The following is a 20,411-nucleotide window of genomic DNA, read 5'->3' on the forward strand; positions in this document are numbered from 1 at the left end:
GCAGGATGTTGCGGCCATGACATTGACCTCTCTTACCCCCGAGACTGAACCGCTGCTGACCGCAGCCTTGCCCGCCGACCGTTTTCGCCGCGCCGAGACCCGCTATCTGGAAGAGCCGCGCGGGCGGTACAAGGGGCGGGACACGCTTGTCGCCCTGCCGCGCAGCGTCGAAGAGGTGGCGACGATCGTGTGCCTGTGTGCGCAGCACCGCATCGGGATTGTTCCCTATGGCGGTGGCACGGGGTTGGTCGGCGGGCAGGTCGTCGAGGATGGCCCCGTGCCGCTGATCCTGTCGCTGGAGCGGATGAACGCGGTGCGCGCGGTCTATGCGGATGAAAACGTGGCCATCGTCGAGGCGGGGGTGATCCTGGCCGATGTGCAAGAGGCCGCAGCGCAGGCGGGTCGGTTGTTCCCGCTGTCGCTGGCGGCCGAGGGCACCGCGCGGATCGGTGGCAACCTCAGCACCAATGCAGGCGGCACCGGCGTGTTACGCTATGGCAATGCGCGCGATCTGTGTCTGGGGCTTGAGGCCGTGTTGCCCGATGGCAGCATCTGGAACGGGCTGAGCCGTCTGCGCAAGGACAACACCGGCTATGACCTGCGCCACTTGCTGATCGGGGCCGAGGGCACGTTGGGTGTGATTACCGCCGCTGCACTGAAGCTGTCGCCGCGCCCCGCGCACAGCGGTACGGCGATGCTGGTGGTGGACAGTCCTGCCGCCGCGCTGAAACTGCTGACGCTGGGCCGCGACCTGCTGGGCGAGAGCATCAGCGCCTTTGAACTGATGCACCGGCAAGGCATGGATTTCCTGGCCGAGAAACTGCCAGACATCCGCCGCCCCTGGGAGACGCCGCCCGAATGGTGCGTGCTGGTCGAAGTCGGCGTGACGGCAGGGCAAGACCCCACCGACGCGCTGGAGCGGCTGTTCGTGGCAGGGGCCGAGGACGGGCTGGTCAGCGACGGGATCATCGCGCAATCGCAAGCACAGTCAGACGATTTCTGGACCGTGCGCGAACACATTCCCGAGGCGAACCGCCGGATCGGGTCGATCAGCAGTCACGACATTTCGGTGCCGCTGGGCGCATTGGCCGAATTTATCACCAAGGCCAACGCGCGGATCGCTGCGCTGGGTGATTTCCGCGTCAACTGTTTCGGTCACGTGGGCGACGGAAACCTGCATTACAACGTCTTTCCCGCGCCAGGCAAAACCAAGGCCGACCATCTGGCCGAGCGGGACGGGATCAAGCAGGCGGTGCACGACCTGGTGCACGAACTGGGGGGCTCGGTCAGCGCGGAACACGGCATCGGGCGGTTCAAGGTGGGCGATCTGGAACGCTATGGCGATCCGGTCAAGCTGGCGGCGATGCGCGCGATCAAGGCGGCACTGGACCCTGCGGGGATCATGAACCCGGGTGCCGTGCTGCGCGGATAGGCAGAGGGGCGCTGCCCCTCGGCGCTTGGGCGCCTCACCCCGGAGTTTTGCGGGCAAGATGAAGGGGGCTCAGTCGCCTTCGTAGGCGCACAGGGCCTGCACATCCATGCCCATCGCTTCCAGCTTGGCGCGGCCGCCCAGATCGGGCAGGTCGATGATGAAGCTGCACGAGATGATCTTGCCGCCCAGCCGTTCGATCAGCTTGATCCCCGCCTCGGCGGTGCCGCCGGTGGCCAGCAGGTCATCGACGATCAACACGGTCTCGCCTGCTTGAATGGCGTCGTCGTGGATTTCGACCACAGCCTCGCCGTATTCCAGCGTATAGGCCTGTTCAATGGTGGCACCGGGCAGCTTGCCCTTTTTGCGGATCGGGACGAACCCCTTGGACAGTTGGTGCGCGATGGCACCGCCCAGGATAAAACCGCGCGCTTCCAGACCCACGACCTTGTCGATTTGCAGCCCCGCATAGGGGTTCAGCATCTGGTCGATCGCCATGCGAAAGCCGCGCGGGTCGGCAAACAGGGTCGTCACATCGCGGAACATGATCCCCGCATGGGGGAAATCGGGGATGGTGCGGATATAATCTTGGACGGTTTTCATAGGGTTTCCGGTGTGCAGGGGCATCAGCCCCAGAGTGGCGGCCTGTGCACCATAAGCCAGAAGATCACGATCAGCGCAAGGAAGGCAGGCCAGCCAAGGGCGAACCAGATGCGAAAGGCGCGGCGCGCGGCGGCGGGCACCGTCGTGGCGGTGGCGGTCAGGTTGCGAATGCGGATTTGCAGACCGACCACGGGCACCCATGCGACAAAGGCCACCGCATACAGCACATAGGTCATCAGCAACCACGGCTCGGTCAGCGGATAGCCTTGCAGGTGGATCAGCCAAAGGCCGGTGGCGGGCTGAAGCAGCCCCGCCGGTGTGGTGAACAGCCAGTCGGCCACCACGACGCCCGAGGCCGTGCGGTGGATCACCACCGGGTTGTCGCTGCGCATGGCCCAGACCATCTGGAACGCGGTGCCGATGCCGGTGCCGAACAGCACGGTGGACGACAGGATGTGCAGCCATTTGGCTGTCAGATAGGCGTCCATCAGCGTTCTCTTTCCACAATTGCGGCCATGGCGATCAGGACCAGCAGCGGGACGTTCTTAAGCAGACCACCCAAGGGGAGCAACCACAACGCCGGGTTCAACAGGGTGAAGGCGGCGGTATAGGCGACAATCATCCCAAATTGCACTGCCGCCATCATGCGGGGCCGCCAACCGCGCAGCAGCGCGGCGGCAATCGCAAGGTCCGCCAGCCCACCGGCGCGCGCCATGAGGATCAGCGCTGTGTCGGGCAGGGTGTCCGGGACCAACGGCAGGAAGTCGGCGGCAGGCAGCGTCAGGCCGATCAGCCCCGAGACCAGCCACAGGACCGCCAGCGCCAGCCGCAACACAGGCCGCATCAGGTAGAGCCGCGCGTGCCACAGGTCCTGGGTGCCGCAGGGCTGGGCGTGCAGGATGTCGGTGAAGGGGCGGGGTTGCGGACCCTCTGGCAGCGTGTGGGGGGCGTGCACGCCCTGTGACAACTGGTCGACCGCAGTGCGCGAAATCGGACCAAGGCACATGGCGTCACCGATGGTCCCCATCATCCGGGCCAGCGGGCCTGGCAGGCGCAGGGTGATGGCAGGGCGCAGGCCCATCCATCCGCGCAGGGCTTGCAGCATCTGCTTTTGCGTGACGGTTTCGGGGCCGCCCACCACATGCTGGCCAGCCAGGGGCGGGTGCTCAACGCAGTGCAAGGCAATCGCAGCCAGATCGTCGGCGTGGATCGGGTTGAACGGCTGGTCGCCCTTGCCGACCACGGGCGTTACCAGGGGCAGTGCGGCCAGCGCACGCGCCAGGGACGAGCCGCCATAAGAGGTATGCCCCAGCACCAGCCCGGGGCGCAGGATGGCGATGCTGTCAGGCGCTGCGGCCTCGCCGTCGCGGCGGTGGCGGGCAAAGGGGGTCTGGGCCTCGATCCCGATGGCCGAAATCAGCACACCGCGCGCGCCGGGGGACAGAGCGGCATAGACCGCCGTAGGGGCCGCGACATGGACCGCGTGCATTGCGGCCTCCGCTCCGGTCAGCAAACCGGCGGCGTTGATGACATGGGCGCCCTCCGCCAGCACCGGACGCCAGAACGCTGGATCATGGGTCACCGGATCGGTCAGGTCCGCACGCAGGGTGTCGAACCCCATGTGCTGCAAGCCTGCCGGATTGCGCGCATGCGCCGTCACCTGCCAGCCCGCGCGGCGGGCGGCAAAGGCGATGTGGCGGCCGATGAACCCATCAGCCCCCAGGATCAGGACATGCCGGCGCATGGACGCGCCCCTTGTCAGGACAGAACCCGACCGGCAACAGCGTCCAGTTTGGCCACCAGTTCGGGATCGCGGGCCTCGGGCGCGGTCATGATCGCGTATTCCAGTGCCCGGTCACAGCCATGCGGGCAGGGCGCGCGCTCAGCCCCCAAAAGCGCAGGCAGGCGCGACACCAGATTGCGCGCCTTGTCGGCATTTCCGGTCAGGGTGGCGATGATCTGCGTGACGTCCACCTCGCCATGGTCGGGGTGCCAGCTGTCATAGTCGGTGATCATCGCCACCGAAGCATAGCACAGCTCGGCCTCGCGGGCGAGTTTCGCCTCGGGCATGTTGGTCATACCGATCACATCTGCCCCCCAGCTTTCGCGGTACATCCGGCTTTCGGCCAGGGTCGAGAATTGCGGACCCTCCATCGCCAGATAGGTGCCGCCCCGGTGCACGTTGATCTTTGCATCGCGCGCCGCCGCCTCGCAGGCGTCGGACAGGCGCGGACAGGTGGGGTGCGCCACGCTGACGTGGCCGACGCAGCCGGTGCCGAAGAACGTCTTTTCGCGGTTCACCGTGCGGTCGATGAACTGGTCGACGATGACAAAATCCCCCGGTGCCATTTCCTCGCGGAACGATCCGCAGGCGGACACGCTGATCACATCCGTGCAGCCGATGCGTTTCAGCGCGTCGATGTTGGCGCGGTAGGGGACCGATGTGGGCGTGTGAACGTGCCCACGTCCGTGCCGCGGCAGGAACGCCATCTCGACCCCGTCCAGCGTGCCGGTCAGGATCTGGTCGGACGGCTTGCCCCAGGGGGTTGCGACCTGCACCCACTTGGCATCCTTCAGCCCGTCGATGTCATAAATGCCAGAGCCGCCGATCACGGCGATGCGGGTTGGGGTCATGGGAGCGGCCTTTGTGTGGGGTGGATTATGGACCCGAGACTAGCGTGTCGGGATAGGGCTGCAAGGGGGCGTTGGGCAAACGCGGTTCACGACGGATGTTCCTATGTGCTTTCACAATGGCGCCAGACGCTCTAGGGGTCACTAACTTCGCAGCTCCGGGGCATGTCATGGCGCAAAAATCCACTGTCTACAAAGTCGAACTTTCCGTCTCCGATATGGACCGGAACTATTACGAGACCCACAAGCTGACCGTGGCCAAACATCCGTCCGAGACCGATGAACGGTTGATGGTGCGCGTCCTGGCCTTTGCGCTGAACGCGCATGAGCATCTGGAAATGACCAAGGGGCTTTCCACCGATGACGAACCGGACGTCTGGCAAAAAAGCCTGAGCGGCGAGCTTGAGCTGTGGATCGCTCTGGGGCAGCCCAGTGAAAAGGTCGTGCGTCAGTCCTGTGGCAAGGCGGACAATGTGATTGTCTATGCCTACGGTGGCCGTTCCGCCGAAATCTGGTGGGACAAGATCAGGAACAGCACCGCCCGGTTTGACAACCTGCGCGTCGTCAACCTTGCCGAAGCCGAAACCGGCGCGCTGGCCAAGCTGGCCAGTCGCGCGATGCGGGTGCAGGTCAATATCCAGGACGGCGACGTGATGGTCAGCGTCGATGACGAAATCGTCTATGTCACGCCGGACAACTGGAAATAGCGGTTTTTCAACGCCGATGCGCTAAGCCGCTGACGTTCAATCGGTTTTCTTGGTGACAATCGGAAGCGTCAGATCCGCAACCAGTCCTTCGGGATGCCAGTCAAATGTCAGCGTGCCGCCCGATGCCCGGACCAGCGAACTGATGATCTTTGACCCGCTTTCGCGGCTGGGCGGTATCACGGCAGGTCCGTTATGCTCGCTCCAGCGCAGCGCCAGAACCGAAGGATCGTCTGTGTTCCACGTCAGATCGACGATCCCTTCTTCGACCCTGAGGCTGCCGTGTTTGACCGCGTTTGTTGCAAGTTCATGCAGCAAGAGCGTGATCGCGGTCATGTACTGGCCGGGGACGGCGAAAGTGTCACCGTTCAGGCGAACCTGTTTTTCGCCCAGCGGTGCGTAGGCCAGCAAAAGCATCTTGGCCAGTTCGTCCAGGTGCAGAACCTTGGGTTCATCGTTAGAGATCGTGGCAAAGTGGGCCTGCCCCAGCGCACGCAGGCGTTCAGCAATCCGTTTGCTGTAGGCGGCGGTATCGGTTGCCGACCGTCCTGTCATTTCGATCACGACCGTCATCACGTTGACGATGTTCTTCAGACGATGAAGCAATTCGTTCGTCTTCAACGCGCTCATCTGGCGTTCTTTTTCACGCGCGGTCGAGATATCCATCTGCGAACCGAAGTGGAAAATCAGGTTGCCGTCTTCGTCAAAGACAGGCCCGATTTGCAGCGCATTGATGAATTTCTCGCCCGATTTGCGATAGTTCACGATCTCGACCATTGCGACGCCATCCGAGTTCAGGGCCTCGCGAATCTGCTTGAGGCTTTCCTCTGTTGTCTCGGGACCCTGGAGAAAGCGGCAGTTCTTGCCGATAAAGTCTTCCTCGGCATATCCGGTCAGATCGGAAAACGCAGGGTTGGCGAACACGATCGGTTCATCCGGCTGGGATGGATCGGTGATGCAAAGAGCCAGCCTGCTGTGCCGGATCGCATGTGCGAAAACAGCGTTGGTGCGAAGATTTTCAGCAGAAAGCAGGGTTGAGGGCAGAATTTCGGAGTCGTCGGCTGGCATTAACAAGGTCCAATAGGTCAAAAATCTGGTGCGACACAGCCGCGCCGAACCCTAATATGATGCACACGAGCAAGGAATCAAGCGACGGCTTTTGTTGCGGTCCAACGGTCGATGGTTCGACCTTTGGTCGCGTTTTGGCAATGCAAATGATCGCGCACAGCGTGCGGGTGCGCGGGTTGTTCAGGCCGTGTCGCCCGTTCGCGCATCTGCGGACTGCCCGGAGGTTGCACAAACCAAGGCCAAGCTTCTGACACAAGGAGGCGGGTATTACCATAAAACGGCATTGCCTCTGGCCCCTGTGGGCGCGGTCCGTTAGAGGAACCCTTTAACATTGGCGACACATTCGCGACGTACAGGACACACATGGCTTTGATCTCGAACCTCATCCACACTCGTTTCGGCGATTTTCGCGTGGCACCCGGTGACACTCAGCTGGACGGGCGGCAGTGGAAGACCGAAATTCTCTCGGGCCTGACCGTCGCATTGGCGCTGGTGCCCGAAGCGGTGGCTTTTGCATTCGTCGCGGGAGTGAACCCGTTGGTGGGGCTGTACGCCGCGTTCATGGTCGGTCTGATCACGGCGATCATGGGCGGGCGTCCGGGCATGATCTCGGGGGCGACCGGTGCGCTGGCCGTGGTGATGGTGGCCTTGGTCGCGCAGCACGGGGTCGAGTATCTGTTTGCCACCGTTGTACTGATGGGCCTGTTGCAGATTTTTGCGGGCGCGATGCAATGGGGCAAGTTCATGCGGCTGGTGCCGCATCCGGTCATGCTGGGTTTTGTGAACGGGTTGGCGATCGTGATTTTCCTCGCGCAGATGAGCCAGTTCAAGGTGCCCGGCACCCGCGTCGACACAGGCCACGGTGTCAGCAGCGGTGTCTGGCTGTCGGGCCAGCCGCTGATGATCATGCTGGCGCTGGTGGCGGCGACAATGGCGATCATCTGGGTGACGCCGCGCCTGACACGCGCCATTCCCGCACCGCTCGCGGGCATCGGCATCGTGGCCGCAGTGGTCATTGCCTTTGGTCTGGACGTGCCGCGCGTGGGCGATCTGGCCAGCATCAAGGGCGGATTTCCCGAATTCCACATTCCGATGGTGCCTCTGAACTGGGAAACACTTGAGATCATCCTGCCCTACGCGGTGATCCTCGCAGCCATCGGGCTGATCGAAAGCCTGCTGACCCTGAACCTGGTGGGCGACATGACAGGCCAGCGCGGCGGCGCAAGCCAGGAATGTATCGCCCAAGGCGTGGCCAACACCGTGACCGGCTTTTTCGGCGGTATGGGCGGCTGTGCGATGATCGGCCAGTCGATGATCAACGTGAAATCCGGCGGACGCACGCGGGTCGCGGGGATCACGGCGGCGCTGTTCCTGCTGGCCTTTATCCTTGTCGGGTCGAGCCTGATCGAACAAATCCCGCTGGCCGCGCTCGTGGGCGTGATGTTCATGGTGGTGATCGGGACCTTTGCCTGGAACTCGTTGATGATCCTGCGCAAGGTGCCTCTGACGGACGCCTTTGTGATCGTGCTGGTGACCGTCGTGACAGTGATGGAAGACCTCGCCGTGGCGGTGGTCGTGGGCGTGATCGTCAGTGCGCTGGCCTATGCGTGGAACAACGCGCGCCGCATCCACGCACAGATCGAAAATGCGCCCGACGGCTCCAAGATCTACAAGGTGCAGGGGCCGTTGTTCTTTGGCTCGACCGACGGGTTCATGGAGATGTTCGAGGTGGAAACTGACCCGCTGAGCGTCACCGTGGACTTTGCCGGCAGCCGCGTGGTGGACCAGTCCGCCTTGCAGGCCATCGAGACGCTGGCAGGCAAATACGAAGACCTGGGCAAGCGCATCCAGCTGCGGCATCTGTCGCGCGATTGCCATGCGCTGCTGTCCAAGGCGGGGCATCTGGTGATCGACAGTGATGACGACCCCGATTATGCGGTTGCGGCCAATTATGGCGTGCGCACAGGTATTCTGGGCGGTCACTGACGACCGGGTTCGGGAAGGGGGCTGTTTGGCCACCGGCGCCGTCCACCAAGAGCAATCTCCGCCAACAGATGGCGACAAAAAAGGCGGCCCCGGAGGCCGCCTTTTGCGTGTCGATCCCAAGTGTCTTTTGTTTGGGCGATCAGAAGAGGGTGAAATTCGCATCGTTGCCCAGTTGCGCCGCGGTGACGCCGACAACCAACAATGTGTTGTCGTCGTATGTCAGCAACGCGCCATCTGCGGTGTCGACGATCGTGGCACCTGCAAGCACGTCGGCATCGACGCTGAGGAAGTCGACGCCCAGTTCATAGTCGTAGATGATGTCGGCGTCGCCGGACGAGACCGCGCTGCTGAAGACAAAGGTGTCGGCGCCATCCGCGCCCCGCAGCTTGTCGTCGCCAGATCCCCCGTCCAGCGTGTCATTGCCCGCGCCGCCATTCAGGTTGTCGCGTCCCTTGCCACCCGACAGCTCGTCGTCGCCGGTGCCGCCGCGCAGCAGGTCACGTCCCTTGGACCCTTTAATGACGTCGTCGCCCTTGTCCCCGTACAGGCGGTCATTGTCATTGCCCCCGTCGATGGTATCGCTGCCTGCACCGCCAAAGACAGTGTCCTTGCCGTCCGACGCGAACAGATCATCGGACCCGCCACGCAGGTCAAAATAGTCGTCGCCGGTCAGATGAAGCTTGATCCCGTCGGCGCTGGTGGTTTTTGAATTCAGGGTGTCATCATTGTCGTTGAACGTCATGTTCCAGCCCAGCGGCAGCAACAGGTTTTCGACCGCGTCGATTTGCGGCGACACCTCGTCTTCTTCCGCGTCATAGGCGGCAACGATATCCTGCACCAGCAGGCCGATGTCGGTCCATTCGATCGATTCCCCGTTGGTAAAGGCAAAGCTCATCGAATCCAGGTTGCCGAAGTACCCCGAAGCATTCACGCCAAATCCCGTGCCGTTCAGCGTGATGACTGCGCCCGCCGTGTTGATTGTCACCTGGGTCGTGCTGAAGCTGGTGACGGTGCCGTCAAGAAAGGCATCGTCAAGCGCGCCATAGAACACGCTTACAAGGCTGGTGATGCCGTCTGAAATCACGAGTTGGGTCATGCGAAAAACTCCGTTGGATGTATACACAGGGGGCCAAAGCCCAAAAACCGGCGGAAATCTCTTGCCGGGGATCGTTGAAATGGATGGTCTGGAATACGACCGGCAGCTCAGGCGGCCAAAGCGATGCAGACCACCCGACCGTTCATGCAAAATTCTGCAAGACCATAGGTCATGGCGTCAAGCAACAGTGCCTTCGAGGCGCCTCGGAAAGGCCATTTTCAACTTGGCGGTGAGGTTTTTCGTTCTGTTTCGACCGGTTCAGTCGTCAGGACGGCTCAGTTGGAAGAGATCCTTGATCACCGTGTAATCGCGGTAGCCCAATCGGGACAGCGGCTGAAAGGTGGTGATGTCGAACCGGCCATTGACGATGGTGTCGTCGCGCATGTGCACGCCTGTCACCTCGCCGAAAACCACGTAGTTGGACACGCCTTCGATCTTCACGATCTGGGTGACCTTGCATTCCAGCGAAGCGGGTGCGCCACCGACGCGCGGGCAGTCGATGGTTTCACAGCGTTCGGCGGTGATACCGGCTTTGGCAAACTCGTCGGTGCCCTTGGGGTATGCCGCGGAAGAGGTATTCATCGCATCGCGTGCGGCGGATTCGACGATGTTGACACAGAACACGCCCGTTTCGCGGATGTTGGCCACGCTGTCCTTGGTGTTGTCCTGATCGTCCTTGGCTTCAGTCGACGCGAACATGACCTGTGGCGGCACGTAGGCCACGCCGTTGAAAAACGAATAGGGGGCCAGGTTGGGCGTGCCGTCCGCATCCTGCGTCGAGATCCAGCCGATGGGACGGGGTGTCACGATGGCGTTGAACGGATTGTGCGGCAGCGGGTGTCCGTCGGCGGGGCGGTAAAACATGGGCGTGGCCTTTCGGTTCGGTTTGGCAAAGGGTTAGCTGCATGATAGGGCAAAGGCCAGCCGGAACCAGACAAGTAAGACCCGCCGCCGATGTACGCCCTGACGCCTGAGACCCGCGATGATTGGTGGGAAGTCGAAGCTTTGTACGACCTGTGTTTTGCGCCGGGCCGCGAGGCATTGTCGTCCTATCGGTTGCGTGATGACATTCCCCCGGTCAGCGGTCTGAGCCATGTGGCGCGGGACCGTGACGGCATCCTGGGCGGTGCGATCCGCTATTGGCCCGTGCGTGTGGGCGGGGCTGAGACGTTGTTGCTGGGCCCTGTTGCGGTGCACCCGACACGGCAGGGCGAAGGGCTGGGCGGCTTGCTGATGCATGTCTCGTTGCAAGTGGCTGCCGAAATGGGCTGGGCGCGGGTGATGCTGGTGGGCGACGCGCCTTATTACCAGCGATTCGGCTTTACCCGCCTGGATCACGTGGTGATGCCGCCGCCGACCAACCCCGACCGGGTGCTGGGGCGCGAACTGGTCGCGGGGGCGTGGGACGGCGTGCAGGGCGATGTTCTGCGCTGGGATGCCGTTGGCTGAGCGCCAGCATTGATTTTTTCGTGGAGCGTCCCGATCTATCAGTGCAGGAGGACTGCACATGAACGAAGTGACCTTTCCTGAACACACCGGGCTGGCCTTGCTGGACCTGGATGCCGAACTGGACCGGCTGGCCGCGCGCTATCGCAAGGCAGGGGGCCTGGGCATTGACCTTCTGAATGCCATCGGTGCCCGTGCCGACGGCTTGCTGGGCCGCTTGCCGGGCGATGTGCGGCAACGGCTGGAAGGGGCGACCGTCATGGCGCTGACCCAGGCCATGAAGGCCGCCAGCGGGTCACGCAAGATGGTCCGCGACCAATCGAACTGGGTGAACCGCACGGTCAGCGCCGCGATGGGGGCTGCGGGCGGTTTCGGTGGTCTGCCCACGGCATTGGCGGAATTGCCGGTCACCACCACATTGCTGTTGCGGGTGATCGAGGCAGAGGCGCACAAGCTGGGGTTCGACACGGCATCGGAAAACGTGCGGTTTGACTGTGTCCAGGTCTTTGCCGCCGCCGGGCCGCTGGCCGAGGATGACGGCGCGGACATTGCGTTCCTGTCCGCGCGGGTGGCGCTGAGCGGTGCAGCAATGCAGGCGCTGGTGGCGCGGGTTGCGCCCAAGCTTGCGGTGGTTCTGGGCCAAAAGCTGGCGGCGCAGACGGTGCCGGTTCTGGGAGCCGTGGCAGGGGCTGCGGTGAACTATGCCTATACCAGCTACTACGCCGAGATGGCGCATATCCATTTTTCGCTGCGCAAGCTGGCGATTGATGCCGATACCCCGCGCGAAGTGCTGGTGGCCAAGCTGAAAGAGCGGCTTGATCGGGGCAAGGGCATCAAGGTCTAGTTCACGGCAAATGGTGACCGATGGACGATTGCGCCACCGAGGTCGCCTTGAGCACGGCAAAGCAGGCCATGCCGACATGCAGTCCCAGATCCCGCGCCGACCGTGCCGTGATCCGCGCCAGCAGGGCGTCACCTGCAGCATCCAGCGCAATCGCGGCACCGGGGCCGTCGCCCATCTGCACCGCCGTCACCGTCACCGGCAGGATGTTCACCGAGCTCAGCCCCGAAGGCCGCTCACGCGCGACGATCACGTCGCCTGCACGGATGCGCACGCGGATGCTGTCGCCCACGGGGGCCTGCACGCCGGGCAGGTAAATTTCACCCGCTGCGATCCGCAAGGTGGTCAGCCCATCCTCGGCATGTCCCGTCACCGTGGCATCGATGACCGCACCCGCCTCGCGCACGCCCAGCACGGGCACCAGCGCGGGATCGGACAGCAGTGAACGGATCGGGCCGACCCTGTGCACCGCACCGTCAGACAGCAACACCAGCGTGTCGGCCAGCCGCGCGATCTCGTCCAGCGCGTGCGAGACATAGAGGATCGGCAGGCCATAGGCGGTCTTGAGCCGCTCCAGATAGGGCAGAATGTCGGCCTTGCGCGCGGCATCCAGTGCGGCCAGCGGTTCGTCCATCAACAGCATTTCGGGCCGCGACAGCAGGGCGCGGCCGATGGCGACGCGCTGGGTCTCGCCGCCTGACAGATGGCGCGGGCGGCGGTCCAGCAGGGGGGCAAGGCCCAGCAGGTCGATCACATCATCGCGGGACATGGCAGTGCCGCCTGCGGGCGCATAGCGGGTGCCGTAATCCAGATTGGCCGCCACGTTCAGATGCGGGAAAAGCCGTGCGTCCTGAAACACATAGCCCAACCGGCGCTGGTGCGGCGGCAGGCAGATGCCCGCAGCGCGGTCCAGCAGCACGCGACCCTTCAACGTGATCCGCCCCCCATCGGGCCGCAGCAATCCGGCCACCGCATTGATCAACGTCGTCTTGCCCGCGCCCGAACGTCCGAACAGGGCCGTGACGCCTGCCGGAGCCTCGAACGCCGCGTTCAGCGTAAACCCGTCAAAGCGGTGGCCGATCTCGACGTTCAGGCTCATGTCGCACCGATCCGCGCGGCGATGCGGCGTGACAGCCACTCCGAGACGACCACCGCTGCCACCGCGATGGTGCAGGCGATCAGCGTCAGCTGTGCCGCCTGCGCCTCGCCGCCCGGCACTTGCAGATAGCTGTATGTCGCCGAGGGCAGCGTTTGCGTCTGTCCGGGAATGGCGGCGACAAAGGTGATCGTTGCCCCGAATTCCCCCAATGCCTTGGCAAAGCCCATGACAGTGCCCGCCAGAATGCCGGGTGCGATCAACGGCAGGGTAATAGTGGCAAAAACCGCGTAACGCGGTGCGCCCAGCGTGGCGGCCGCGGCTTCGATGCGCGGGTCGACCGCCTCGATGGCCAGCCGCATGGCGCGCACCATCAGCGGAAAGCCCATGACCATCGCCGCCAGCACAGCGCCCGTCCAGCGAAAGGCCAGAACCAGCCCCAAAGTCTGCTCCAGAAATCGCCCCACCGGGGCCGTACGGCCAAAGCTGAGCAGCAGCAGATAGCCGGTGACGACCGGGGGCAGCACCAGCGGCAGGTGGATCGCGGCGCTGAGCAGGTCCTTGCCCCGAAAATTGCGCCGCGCCAGCAGCCATGCACAGCCCAACGCCAGCGGAAGAGCCAACAGGGTCGCCGTGCCGGACACCAGCAGCGACAGGCGCAACGCTTCGTATCCGGCGGCGTCCATCAGGGCAGGCCAAAGCCGTAGCTGGCAAAAATTTCAGCGGCTTGTGGGCTGCGCAGAACGGCCATGAACCGCGCACCTTCGGGGGTGAGGGCTGCCGCCGGATAGGTGATTGGCGGATGCTGATCCCCGGGGATCTCCCACAGGACGTGAACTTCGGGTTCGGCCCGCGCATCCGAGCCATAGACCACGCCCAGGGGCGCATCGCCGCGCGCCACCAGTGCCAGCGCAGCACGGACGTTTTCAACTTCGGCCAGATGCGGCTTCAGCGCCTCCCACGCGCCGATGTGTTCCAGCCATGCGCGGGCGTAGATGCCCGCAGGCACCGATTGACGCTGTCCCATGGCCAGCCGCTGGCCGTCCAGCCGCGCCAACAGGGCCGTGGCATCCGGGGCGGGCAGGGCGGGGCCGTCGTGGCCGATCAGCACCAGCGTGTTGGTCAACAGCGTCACCGGCACATCGGCAGCAACGACGCCCTGATCTTGCAGCCAGGTCATCCACTGCGGATTTGCCAGCACCACCACATCCGCAGGCGCACCCTGCGCCACCTGTCGTGCCATTGCCCCTGATCCGCCATAGGAAATCGCCACGGGCGTGTCGCTGAGGGCTGCAACCTCGTCCAGCGCGCCGCGCAGGCTGGCAGCGGCAAAAACCGTCAGGTCGCGCGCCGCTGCGGGCAGGGCAGCGGTGCACAACAAGGCTGTGCCCAGAAGCAAGATTTTAAGAACAGCTTTTCCCATCAACAGGCAGTATTTACGTGCCGCTGCACCACCACAAGCCAATTCTGCCCCAATGTGGGGCGCATAAGCTGTGATCAAAGTTGAACATCTTTACCAAAATTTCGTAAAAAATTGGCAACCATCTGGTATCGATCCTAAATCAGTGCATTGTGAAAGAAACGCCAACCCGCCGAGGCCCGCGATGACCGCCCCGTTTATCAAACAGCTGCCCATTTCGGTGAACAGTGCGCGCAAGACGGATGTGCGCACGCAGTTTGCTGCGCTGTGCTGGCGTGTGATGGACGGCAAGGTGCAGATTCTACTGATCACCTCGCGCGGGTCAGGCCGCTGGATCGTGCCCAAGGGCTGGCCGATGGACGGCCAAACCCCGGGCGAGGCCGCGCTGACCGAAGCCTGGGAAGAAGCGGGCGTTCTGGGCAAGGTCGACTGGCGCCCCGTGGGCTTGTATTCCTACAGCAAATCGGTGAATGACGAGAACGATCTGCCTTTTGTGGCAATGGTTTATCCCGTGCGCGTGAAGTCGCTGGCCAAGAATTTCCCCGAAGCGCTGGAACGCAAGCGCCGCTGGGTGGGCCGCAAGAAAGCCGCGCGGCTGGTGGATGAGCCGGAACTGGCCCAGATCATCCGTGATTTCGACCCCAAGATTCTGAGCTAGGGTGACGGCCCCCACCGCTTGACGTGGCCGTGATCGTGTATATCTCGGAAGTATCATCCCCTGTTGGAGCAGTCATGATCCGCTATGCGTTGAAATGTGATCGGGGCCATGCCTTTGAAAGCTGGTTCAAATCTGCGGAAGCCTTTGATGTCTTGCGCAGGGCGGGGCATTTGAACTGCACCGAATGCGGCAGCGCAGAGGTGGACAAGGCGGTGATGGCACCGCGCGTGTCACAGGCCCGCGATGCTGCCGAAACAGCCAAGGCCGACGCCGCACGTGACGCCAGGGCCGCAGAGGTCAAGGCGGCACTGGCGCAGATGCGCAAGCACGTCGAGGCAAATTCCACCTATGTCGGCGGCAATTTCGCCAAGGAAGCGCGCGCGATGCACCTGGGCGATGCACCCGAACGTGCGATCCACGGCGAGGCAAAGCCAGACGAGGCCAAAGCCCTGATCGAGGACGGCGTGCCGGTGATGCCCTTGCCGTTCATGCCAAAATCAAAGGTGAACTGACCCATGAGAATTGTGATTACAGGCGCCACGCGTGGCATCGGCGCGGGCCTTGCTGCGCGCTATCGGGCCGAGGGTCACCATGTGACAGGCACCGGCCGGTCGCCCGATGCCGACGTGACCATGGATGTGACCCGTCCTGCGGATTTTGCAAAGCTGGCAGCGGCCTTGGGCGAAGAACCCGTAAACCTGCTGGTGTGCAATGCAGGCGTCTATATGGACAAGGGTCAGGATCTGGACAGCGGCTATCCTGCGGACATGTGGGCCAACGGTTTCGCGGCCAATGTGACGGGCGTGTTCCAGACGGTGCAAACGCTGCTGCCCAACCTGCGGGCCGCCAAGGGCAAGATCGCGATTATCTCCAGCCAGATGGGCTCGGACACCCGCGCCCCCGGCGGCAGCTATATCTACCGCGCCTCGAAAGCGGCGGCCTTGAACCTTGGGCGCAATCTGGCAACGGACCTCAAGGCCGAGGGGATTGCCGTGGGCATCTATCATCCGGGCTGGGTCCAGACCGATATGGGTGGCAGCGGGGCCGCGATCACAGTGGACGAAAGCGTCGCCGGCCTGAGCGCGCGGTTTGCCGAACTGGATATCGGGTCGACCGGATCGTTCCTGACCTATGACAGGCAGGTCCACCCGTTCTGACAACGTGTTGCCGCAACCGGGGTTTTTGGGGCCTCGTGCCCGCCGGGGTTGGCACGATGTCCCCAAAGGACGTGTTGCACCACAGAAATGAAGGGTGCATTTGATGCCTTGACGCTTGTCATTGGTGTCCGTGACGCGTAGGGAAGCGGCGGATTTTGAGGTGAGGACATCATGCCCGTTCTGGTGATGAAATTTGGCGGCACATCCGTGGCCACCCTTGACCGCATCCGCCGTGCCGCGAAACGCGTGGGCGTCGAAGTGGCCAAAGGCTATGATGTGATCGTGATTGTCTCGGCGATGTCAGGCAAGACCAACGAACTGGTCGGCTGGGTCAACGAAACCTCGCCGATGTATGACGCGCGCGAATATGATGCGGTCGTGTCCAGCGGCGAGAACGTGACAGCGGGGCTGATGGCGCTGACCCTGCAGGAAATGGACGTGCCCGCACGGTCCTGGCAGGGCTGGCAGGTGCCGGTGAAAACCACCAGCGCCCATTCGTCCGCCCGGATCGAAGAGATCCCTAGCGACAATATCATGGCAAAGTTCAAGCAGGGCATGCGCGTGGCCGTGGTCGCAGGTTTCCAGGGCGTCAGCCCCGAAGGACGCATCACCACGCTGGGCCGTGGCGGCAGCGACACCACTGCCGTGGCCTTTGCGGCGGCCTTCAATGCAGAGCGTTGCGATATCTATACCGACGTGGACGGGGTCTACACCACCGACCCGCGGGTCAGCGCCAAGGCGCGCAAACTGGACAAGATCGCGTTCGAAGAGATGCTTGAACTGGCATCCCTGGGTGCGAAAGTGTTGCAAACCCGCTCGGTCGAGCTGGCGATGCGCTATAAGGTCAAGCTGCGCGTGCTGAGCAGTTTTGAGGAACAATCGGACACGGCCGGGACGCTGGTCTGTGACGAGGAGGAAATCATGGAAAGCAATGTTGTAGCCGGTGTCGCATTCAACCGCGACGAAGCGAAAATGACCCTTGTGTCGGTGGCCGACCGCCCCGGAATCGCCGCGACAATCTTTACCGCACTCAGCGAAGCGGGCGTGAACGTGGACATGATCGTGCAGAACATCGCCGAAGAGGGCCGCACCGATATGACATGGTCGTGCCCCAATGATCAGGTCAAACGCGCCGAGAAGGCGATGGAACAGGCCAAGCAATCCGGCGTGATCAACTTTGACGAGATGATTGCCGATATGGACGTGGCCAAGGTCAGCATCGTCGGCATCGGCATGCGCAGCCACACCGGCGTGGCCGCCAAGATGTTCCAGGTGCTGTCGAACGAAGGCATCAACATCAAGGTCATCACCACCTCCGAGATCAAGATCAGCGTGCTGATCGACCGCAAGTACATGGAACTGGCGGTTCAGGCCTTGCACGACGCATTCGAGCTGGAAAAAGCCGCTTAATCTCAGGGCACTACCCGCCGCGCCGCCTGCACTTAGGGCAGTCCTTGCGACATTCCGCAAAGGCATGCGGCAAATCCGCGGGTCGGGCGCAAAACCCGTTTCTTATTGGCGTCCGGTGTGATCTAAGCTGTTACCGGACACCAAGGGGGGCGCCAGAATGACAGAGCGCACAGACACCGAGAGCCGCAAATTGCTGGGCCGGCTGCGCGATGAACTGGCGCAGGATGCACCCGGACAGACGCGGCTGGACAAGATCACAGCGCTGATCGCGTCGTCCATGGGCTGCGAGGTGTGCTCGATCTATCTGTTCCGCGATCAGGAGACGCTGGAACTGTGCGCCACCGAAGGGCTGAAGCCCGAGGCGGTCCACCAGACGCGGATGCGCCTGGGCGAGGGGCTGGTGGGCCGTGTGGCCCAACGTCGCCAGGTGGTGAACACCGCCAACGCCCCCAAGGCCAGCGGTTTCCGGTTCATGCCCGAAACCGGTGAAGAGGTTTATTCCAGCTTTCTTGGCATTCCCGTGCAGCGCCTGGGCGAGGCACTGGGCGTTCTGGTCGTCCAGTCGAAGGATGCACGCGAATTTTCCGCTGATGAGGTCTATGCTCTGGAAGTGGTCGCGATGGTGCTGGCCGAGATGACCGAGCTGGGCGCCTTTGTGGGCGAAGGTGCCGCGATGTCCGCCCGCCACAGCCATCCAGTGATGATCAGGGGCACGACAGGCCAGGAGGGCGTGGCTGAGGGCCATATCTGGCTGCACGAGCCGCGTGTGGTGGTGGTGAACCCGATTGCCGACGATCCGCAACGCGAAATGGAGCGGCTGAACGCTGCCGTGGATGAATTGCGCATCGGCGTGGACAAGATGCTAAGCTTGGCCGGACCCGACCAGGAGCAGCGGCAGGTTCTGGAAGCCTACCGGATGTTCGCCAACTCCAAGAGCTGGATGCGGCGCATGGAAGAGGACATTGGCCGCGGGCTGAGCGCCGAGGCGGCGGTGGAAAAGGAACAATCGCTTGCGCGTGCGCGTGTGGGCCAGGCCTCGGACGGCTATCTGCGCGAACGGCTGAGCGATCTGGACGACCTGTCGAACCGTCTGCTGCGCATCCTGACCGGTCAGGGACAGGATACAGGCGCGGAAATGCCACCCGATCCGATCCTTGTGGCGCGCAACATCGGCCCGGGCGAATTGCTGGACTATGGCCGCAGCCTGAAGGGGATCGTGCTCGAGGCCGGTTCGGTCGGCAGCCATGCGGCGATTGTCGCGCGGGCGCTGGCAATTCCGCTTGTGGTCCACGCCAAGGGCATCACCACCGAGGCGTTGAACGGTGATCCGGTGATGGTCGACGGCGATCAGGGCATCGTGCATCTGCGGCCTGACGACAACGTGGTCTCGGCCTTTCGTGACAAGATCGCGATGCAGGCCGAGGCGCTGCAACGCTATGCGTCGATCCGCGACAAGCCTGCGGAAACCCTGTGCGGTGCCAAGATTGACCTGATGATGAACGCGGGCCTGATGGCCGATCTGCCCTCCTTGCCGTCCTCCGGCGCCGAAGGGGTGGGGCTGTTCCGTACCGAATTGCAGTTCCTTGTGCGCAACCAGATGCCGAAACGCTCAGAATTGAGCGCGCTGTATGCCCGTGTCATGGACGCGGCGCAGGGCAGGCCGGTGGTCTTCCGCACGCTGGACATCGGGTCGGACAAGGTTCTGACCTACATGAAGCCAAACGACGAACCCAACCCCGCGATGGGGTGGCGTGCCATCCGCGTCGGCCTGGACAAGCCCGGCATTTTGCGGATGCAGCTGCAGGCGCTGATGCGGGCTGCGAACGGGCGGCCCTTGTACGTGATGTTCCCCTTTGTGGCGCAATACGAGGAATACACCCAGGCCCGCGCCGAGGTGAACAAGGCGCTGGAACGCGAGCGGCGTCTGGGCCATCCGTTGCCGTCAAAGATCGAAGTTGGCGCAATGCTGGAAACACCGTCATTGGGCTTTGCGCCGCGCAAGTTTTTTGAAGAGGTCGATTTCATCTCCATCGGGGGCAACGACCTCAAACAGTTCTTCTTTGCAGCCGACCGCGAGAACGAGCGGGTGCGGCGGCGCTATGACACGCTGAACGTCAGCTTTCTGAGTTTTCTGGAGCAGATCGTGGAGCGCTGTGCTGCAAGCAACACGCCGGTTTCCTTCTGTGGCGAGGATGCCGGCCGCCCTGTCGAGGCACTGTGTCTGGCGGCCATCGGCCTGCGGCGGTTGTCGATGCGGCCTGCGTCGATCGGGCCGGTAAAGTCGCTGTTGCGGCGGTCGAATCTCGAGGAATTGCGCAAGGTGATTGCGGATACACGCCATCGCGGTGCGATGTCCGTCCGACCGGCCGTGATGGAGTGGTTGCGCGACCAGTGATCTGGTGCTTTTTCCGGGTTTTTGGCTTTCACAATGAGAACAAAATCTAACCGGATTTATGTGGGTTTTCTCTTATTTCTTGTCTTTTGTTTGCATTTTGTGAGTTATCCACAGCTTTTCGGTGCGACGCATTTTGGTGTCGAAAAAGGGGGCTGAAACCGATTGAAATCCGCTCATTATCACCGGCATGACGCGGCTTTCTTGCGTTCAAGGGAAATGGCAAGATTTATGTCGGTTCCCGCCAAGATTTTTAGTGTGGGTGTGGATAAGTCAGGTTTATTTTTATCTTTTAACTTCATGTATTTGTTCGACGTATCTCACAGGCATCAGTGAGTTATCCACAGGCTGATCCCGCGCTCGCCAAGGCTGAAACCCGCCGCTTTTTGAATGGATGCTGCATCCTGGTCTGTTTGCGAACTTTGACTGTCACGCGCGCCCCAGAGACCTGCATTCTCTGAGGTTCTGCAGCTA

The 20,411-nt window shown here is 62.8% G+C and carries 20 protein-coding genes; 10 read left to right on the forward strand and 10 right to left on the reverse strand.

The window, feature by feature from the left end; translation table 11 throughout:
* The first annotated feature begins 16 nt into the window (after positions 1-16).
* Entirely contained in the window at positions 17-1,432 is a 1,416-nt protein-coding gene (locus BUC08_RS07785; protein WP_037925519.1) for an FAD-binding oxidoreductase, read from the forward strand.
* Positions 1,433-1,501: 69 nt separating this feature from the next.
* On the opposite strand, the gene BUC08_RS07790 is transcribed toward BUC08_RS07785, so the two are convergent.
* From BUC08_RS07790 to BUC08_RS07805, 4 genes are read right to left on the reverse strand one after another with little or no spacing between them, the layout of a single operon-like run.
* Positions 1,502-2,032: an adenine phosphoribosyltransferase gene (locus tag BUC08_RS07790; protein ID WP_037925521.1), complete on the reverse strand. Its 531-nt coding sequence runs from the start codon at positions 2,030-2,032 to the stop codon at positions 1,502-1,504.
* A gap of 23 nt (positions 2,033-2,055) precedes the next feature.
* Positions 2,056-2,520 carry a DUF2269 family protein gene (locus BUC08_RS07795; RefSeq protein WP_037925522.1) on the reverse strand — a complete coding sequence of 155 codons (465 nt, stop codon included), beginning with the start codon at positions 2,518-2,520 and terminating at the stop codon, positions 2,056-2,058.
* A complete protein-coding gene (locus tag BUC08_RS07800; protein WP_037925524.1) occupies positions 2,520-3,776 on the reverse strand; it encodes a DoxX-like family protein in 1,257 nt (418 codons plus the stop codon). Before BUC08_RS07800 ends, BUC08_RS07795 begins: the two co-directional genes overlap by 1 nt.
* Before the next feature lie 14 nt (positions 3,777-3,790).
* Entirely contained in the window at positions 3,791-4,666 is an 876-nt protein-coding gene (locus tag BUC08_RS07805) for an S-methyl-5'-thioadenosine phosphorylase (RefSeq protein ID WP_037925525.1), read from the reverse strand.
* Between the two features lie 167 nt (positions 4,667-4,833).
* Here BUC08_RS07805 and BUC08_RS07810 point away from each other — a divergent pair, with 167 nt between their 5' ends.
* Positions 4,834-5,370 carry a YaeQ family protein gene (locus BUC08_RS07810; protein ID WP_037925528.1) on the forward strand — a complete coding sequence of 179 codons (537 nt, stop codon included), beginning with the start codon at positions 4,834-4,836 and terminating at the stop codon, positions 5,368-5,370.
* Positions 5,371-5,406: 36 nt separating this feature from the next.
* On the opposite strand, the gene BUC08_RS07815 is transcribed toward BUC08_RS07810, so the two are convergent.
* Positions 5,407-6,435, reverse strand: coding sequence for a PAS domain-containing protein (locus tag BUC08_RS07815; RefSeq protein WP_051694236.1), 1,029 nt, complete (start codon positions 6,433-6,435; stop codon positions 5,407-5,409).
* A gap of 363 nt (positions 6,436-6,798) precedes the next feature.
* Between BUC08_RS07815 and BUC08_RS07820 the strand changes: the two genes are divergently transcribed.
* A complete protein-coding gene (locus BUC08_RS07820; protein ID WP_081855365.1) occupies positions 6,799-8,421 on the forward strand; it encodes a SulP family inorganic anion transporter in 1,623 nt (540 codons plus the stop codon).
* A gap of 139 nt (positions 8,422-8,560) precedes the next feature.
* Here the strand turns inward: BUC08_RS07820 and BUC08_RS07825 are convergent, their stop codons facing one another.
* On the reverse strand, positions 8,561-9,517 hold the full coding sequence (locus tag BUC08_RS07825) for a calcium-binding protein (protein ID WP_051694238.1): 957 nt from the start codon (positions 9,515-9,517) through the stop codon (positions 8,561-8,563).
* A gap of 258 nt (positions 9,518-9,775) precedes the next feature.
* Entirely contained in the window at positions 9,776-10,381 is a 606-nt protein-coding gene (locus BUC08_RS07830) for a flavin reductase family protein (RefSeq protein ID WP_037925529.1), read from the reverse strand.
* Positions 10,382-10,471: 90 nt separating this feature from the next.
* Between BUC08_RS07830 and BUC08_RS07835 the strand changes: the two genes are divergently transcribed.
* Positions 10,472-10,966, forward strand: coding sequence for a GNAT family N-acetyltransferase (locus BUC08_RS07835; RefSeq protein ID WP_037925531.1), 495 nt, complete (start codon positions 10,472-10,474; stop codon positions 10,964-10,966).
* Positions 10,967-11,024: 58 nt separating this feature from the next.
* Positions 11,025-11,807: an EcsC family protein gene (locus tag BUC08_RS07840; protein ID WP_037925533.1), complete on the forward strand. Its 783-nt coding sequence runs from the start codon at positions 11,025-11,027 to the stop codon at positions 11,805-11,807.
* A 1-nt stretch (position 11,808) separates the two neighbouring features.
* On the opposite strand, the gene modC is transcribed toward BUC08_RS07840, so the two are convergent.
* From modC to modA, 3 genes are read right to left on the reverse strand one after another with little or no spacing between them, the layout of a single operon-like run.
* On the reverse strand, positions 11,809-12,903 hold the full coding sequence (gene modC, locus BUC08_RS07845) for a molybdenum ABC transporter ATP-binding protein (protein ID WP_037925535.1): 1,095 nt from the start codon (positions 12,901-12,903) through the stop codon (positions 11,809-11,811).
* A complete protein-coding gene (gene modB, locus BUC08_RS07850) occupies positions 12,900-13,586 on the reverse strand; it encodes a molybdate ABC transporter permease subunit (RefSeq protein ID WP_037925537.1) in 687 nt (228 codons plus the stop codon). The genes modC and modB overlap by 4 nt, the downstream gene beginning before the upstream one ends.
* Positions 13,586-14,281: a molybdate ABC transporter substrate-binding protein gene (gene modA, locus BUC08_RS07855; protein ID WP_234973747.1), complete on the reverse strand. Its 696-nt coding sequence runs from the start codon at positions 14,279-14,281 to the stop codon at positions 13,586-13,588. Before modA ends, modB begins: the two co-directional genes overlap by 1 nt.
* A gap of 223 nt (positions 14,282-14,504) precedes the next feature.
* Between modA and BUC08_RS07860 the strand changes: the two genes are divergently transcribed.
* The 5 genes from BUC08_RS07860 (at position 14,505) to ptsP (ending at position 19,940) form a co-directional block, all read left to right on the forward strand.
* Positions 14,505-14,978 carry an NUDIX hydrolase gene (locus tag BUC08_RS07860; RefSeq protein WP_037925539.1) on the forward strand — a complete coding sequence of 158 codons (474 nt, stop codon included), beginning with the start codon at positions 14,505-14,507 and terminating at the stop codon, positions 14,976-14,978.
* Positions 14,979-15,052: 74 nt separating this feature from the next.
* Positions 15,053-15,490 carry a DUF1178 family protein gene (locus tag BUC08_RS07865; RefSeq protein WP_037925541.1) on the forward strand — a complete coding sequence of 146 codons (438 nt, stop codon included), beginning with the start codon at positions 15,053-15,055 and terminating at the stop codon, positions 15,488-15,490.
* A gap of 3 nt (positions 15,491-15,493) precedes the next feature.
* Positions 15,494-16,135: an SDR family NAD(P)-dependent oxidoreductase gene (locus tag BUC08_RS07870; protein ID WP_037925542.1), complete on the forward strand. Its 642-nt coding sequence runs from the start codon at positions 15,494-15,496 to the stop codon at positions 16,133-16,135.
* A gap of 171 nt (positions 16,136-16,306) precedes the next feature.
* Positions 16,307-17,545: an aspartate kinase gene (locus BUC08_RS07875; RefSeq protein ID WP_028954622.1), complete on the forward strand. Its 1,239-nt coding sequence runs from the start codon at positions 16,307-16,309 to the stop codon at positions 17,543-17,545.
* A gap of 157 nt (positions 17,546-17,702) precedes the next feature.
* Positions 17,703-19,940 carry a phosphoenolpyruvate--protein phosphotransferase gene (ptsP, locus tag BUC08_RS07880; RefSeq protein ID WP_037925544.1) on the forward strand — a complete coding sequence of 746 codons (2,238 nt, stop codon included), beginning with the start codon at positions 17,703-17,705 and terminating at the stop codon, positions 19,938-19,940.
* The last annotated feature ends 471 nt before the right edge of the window (positions 19,941-20,411 follow it).

This window comes from Pseudosulfitobacter pseudonitzschiae (genome assembly GCF_900129395.1).
GTDB lineage: Bacteria > Pseudomonadota > Alphaproteobacteria > Rhodobacterales > Rhodobacteraceae > Pseudosulfitobacter > Pseudosulfitobacter pseudonitzschiae.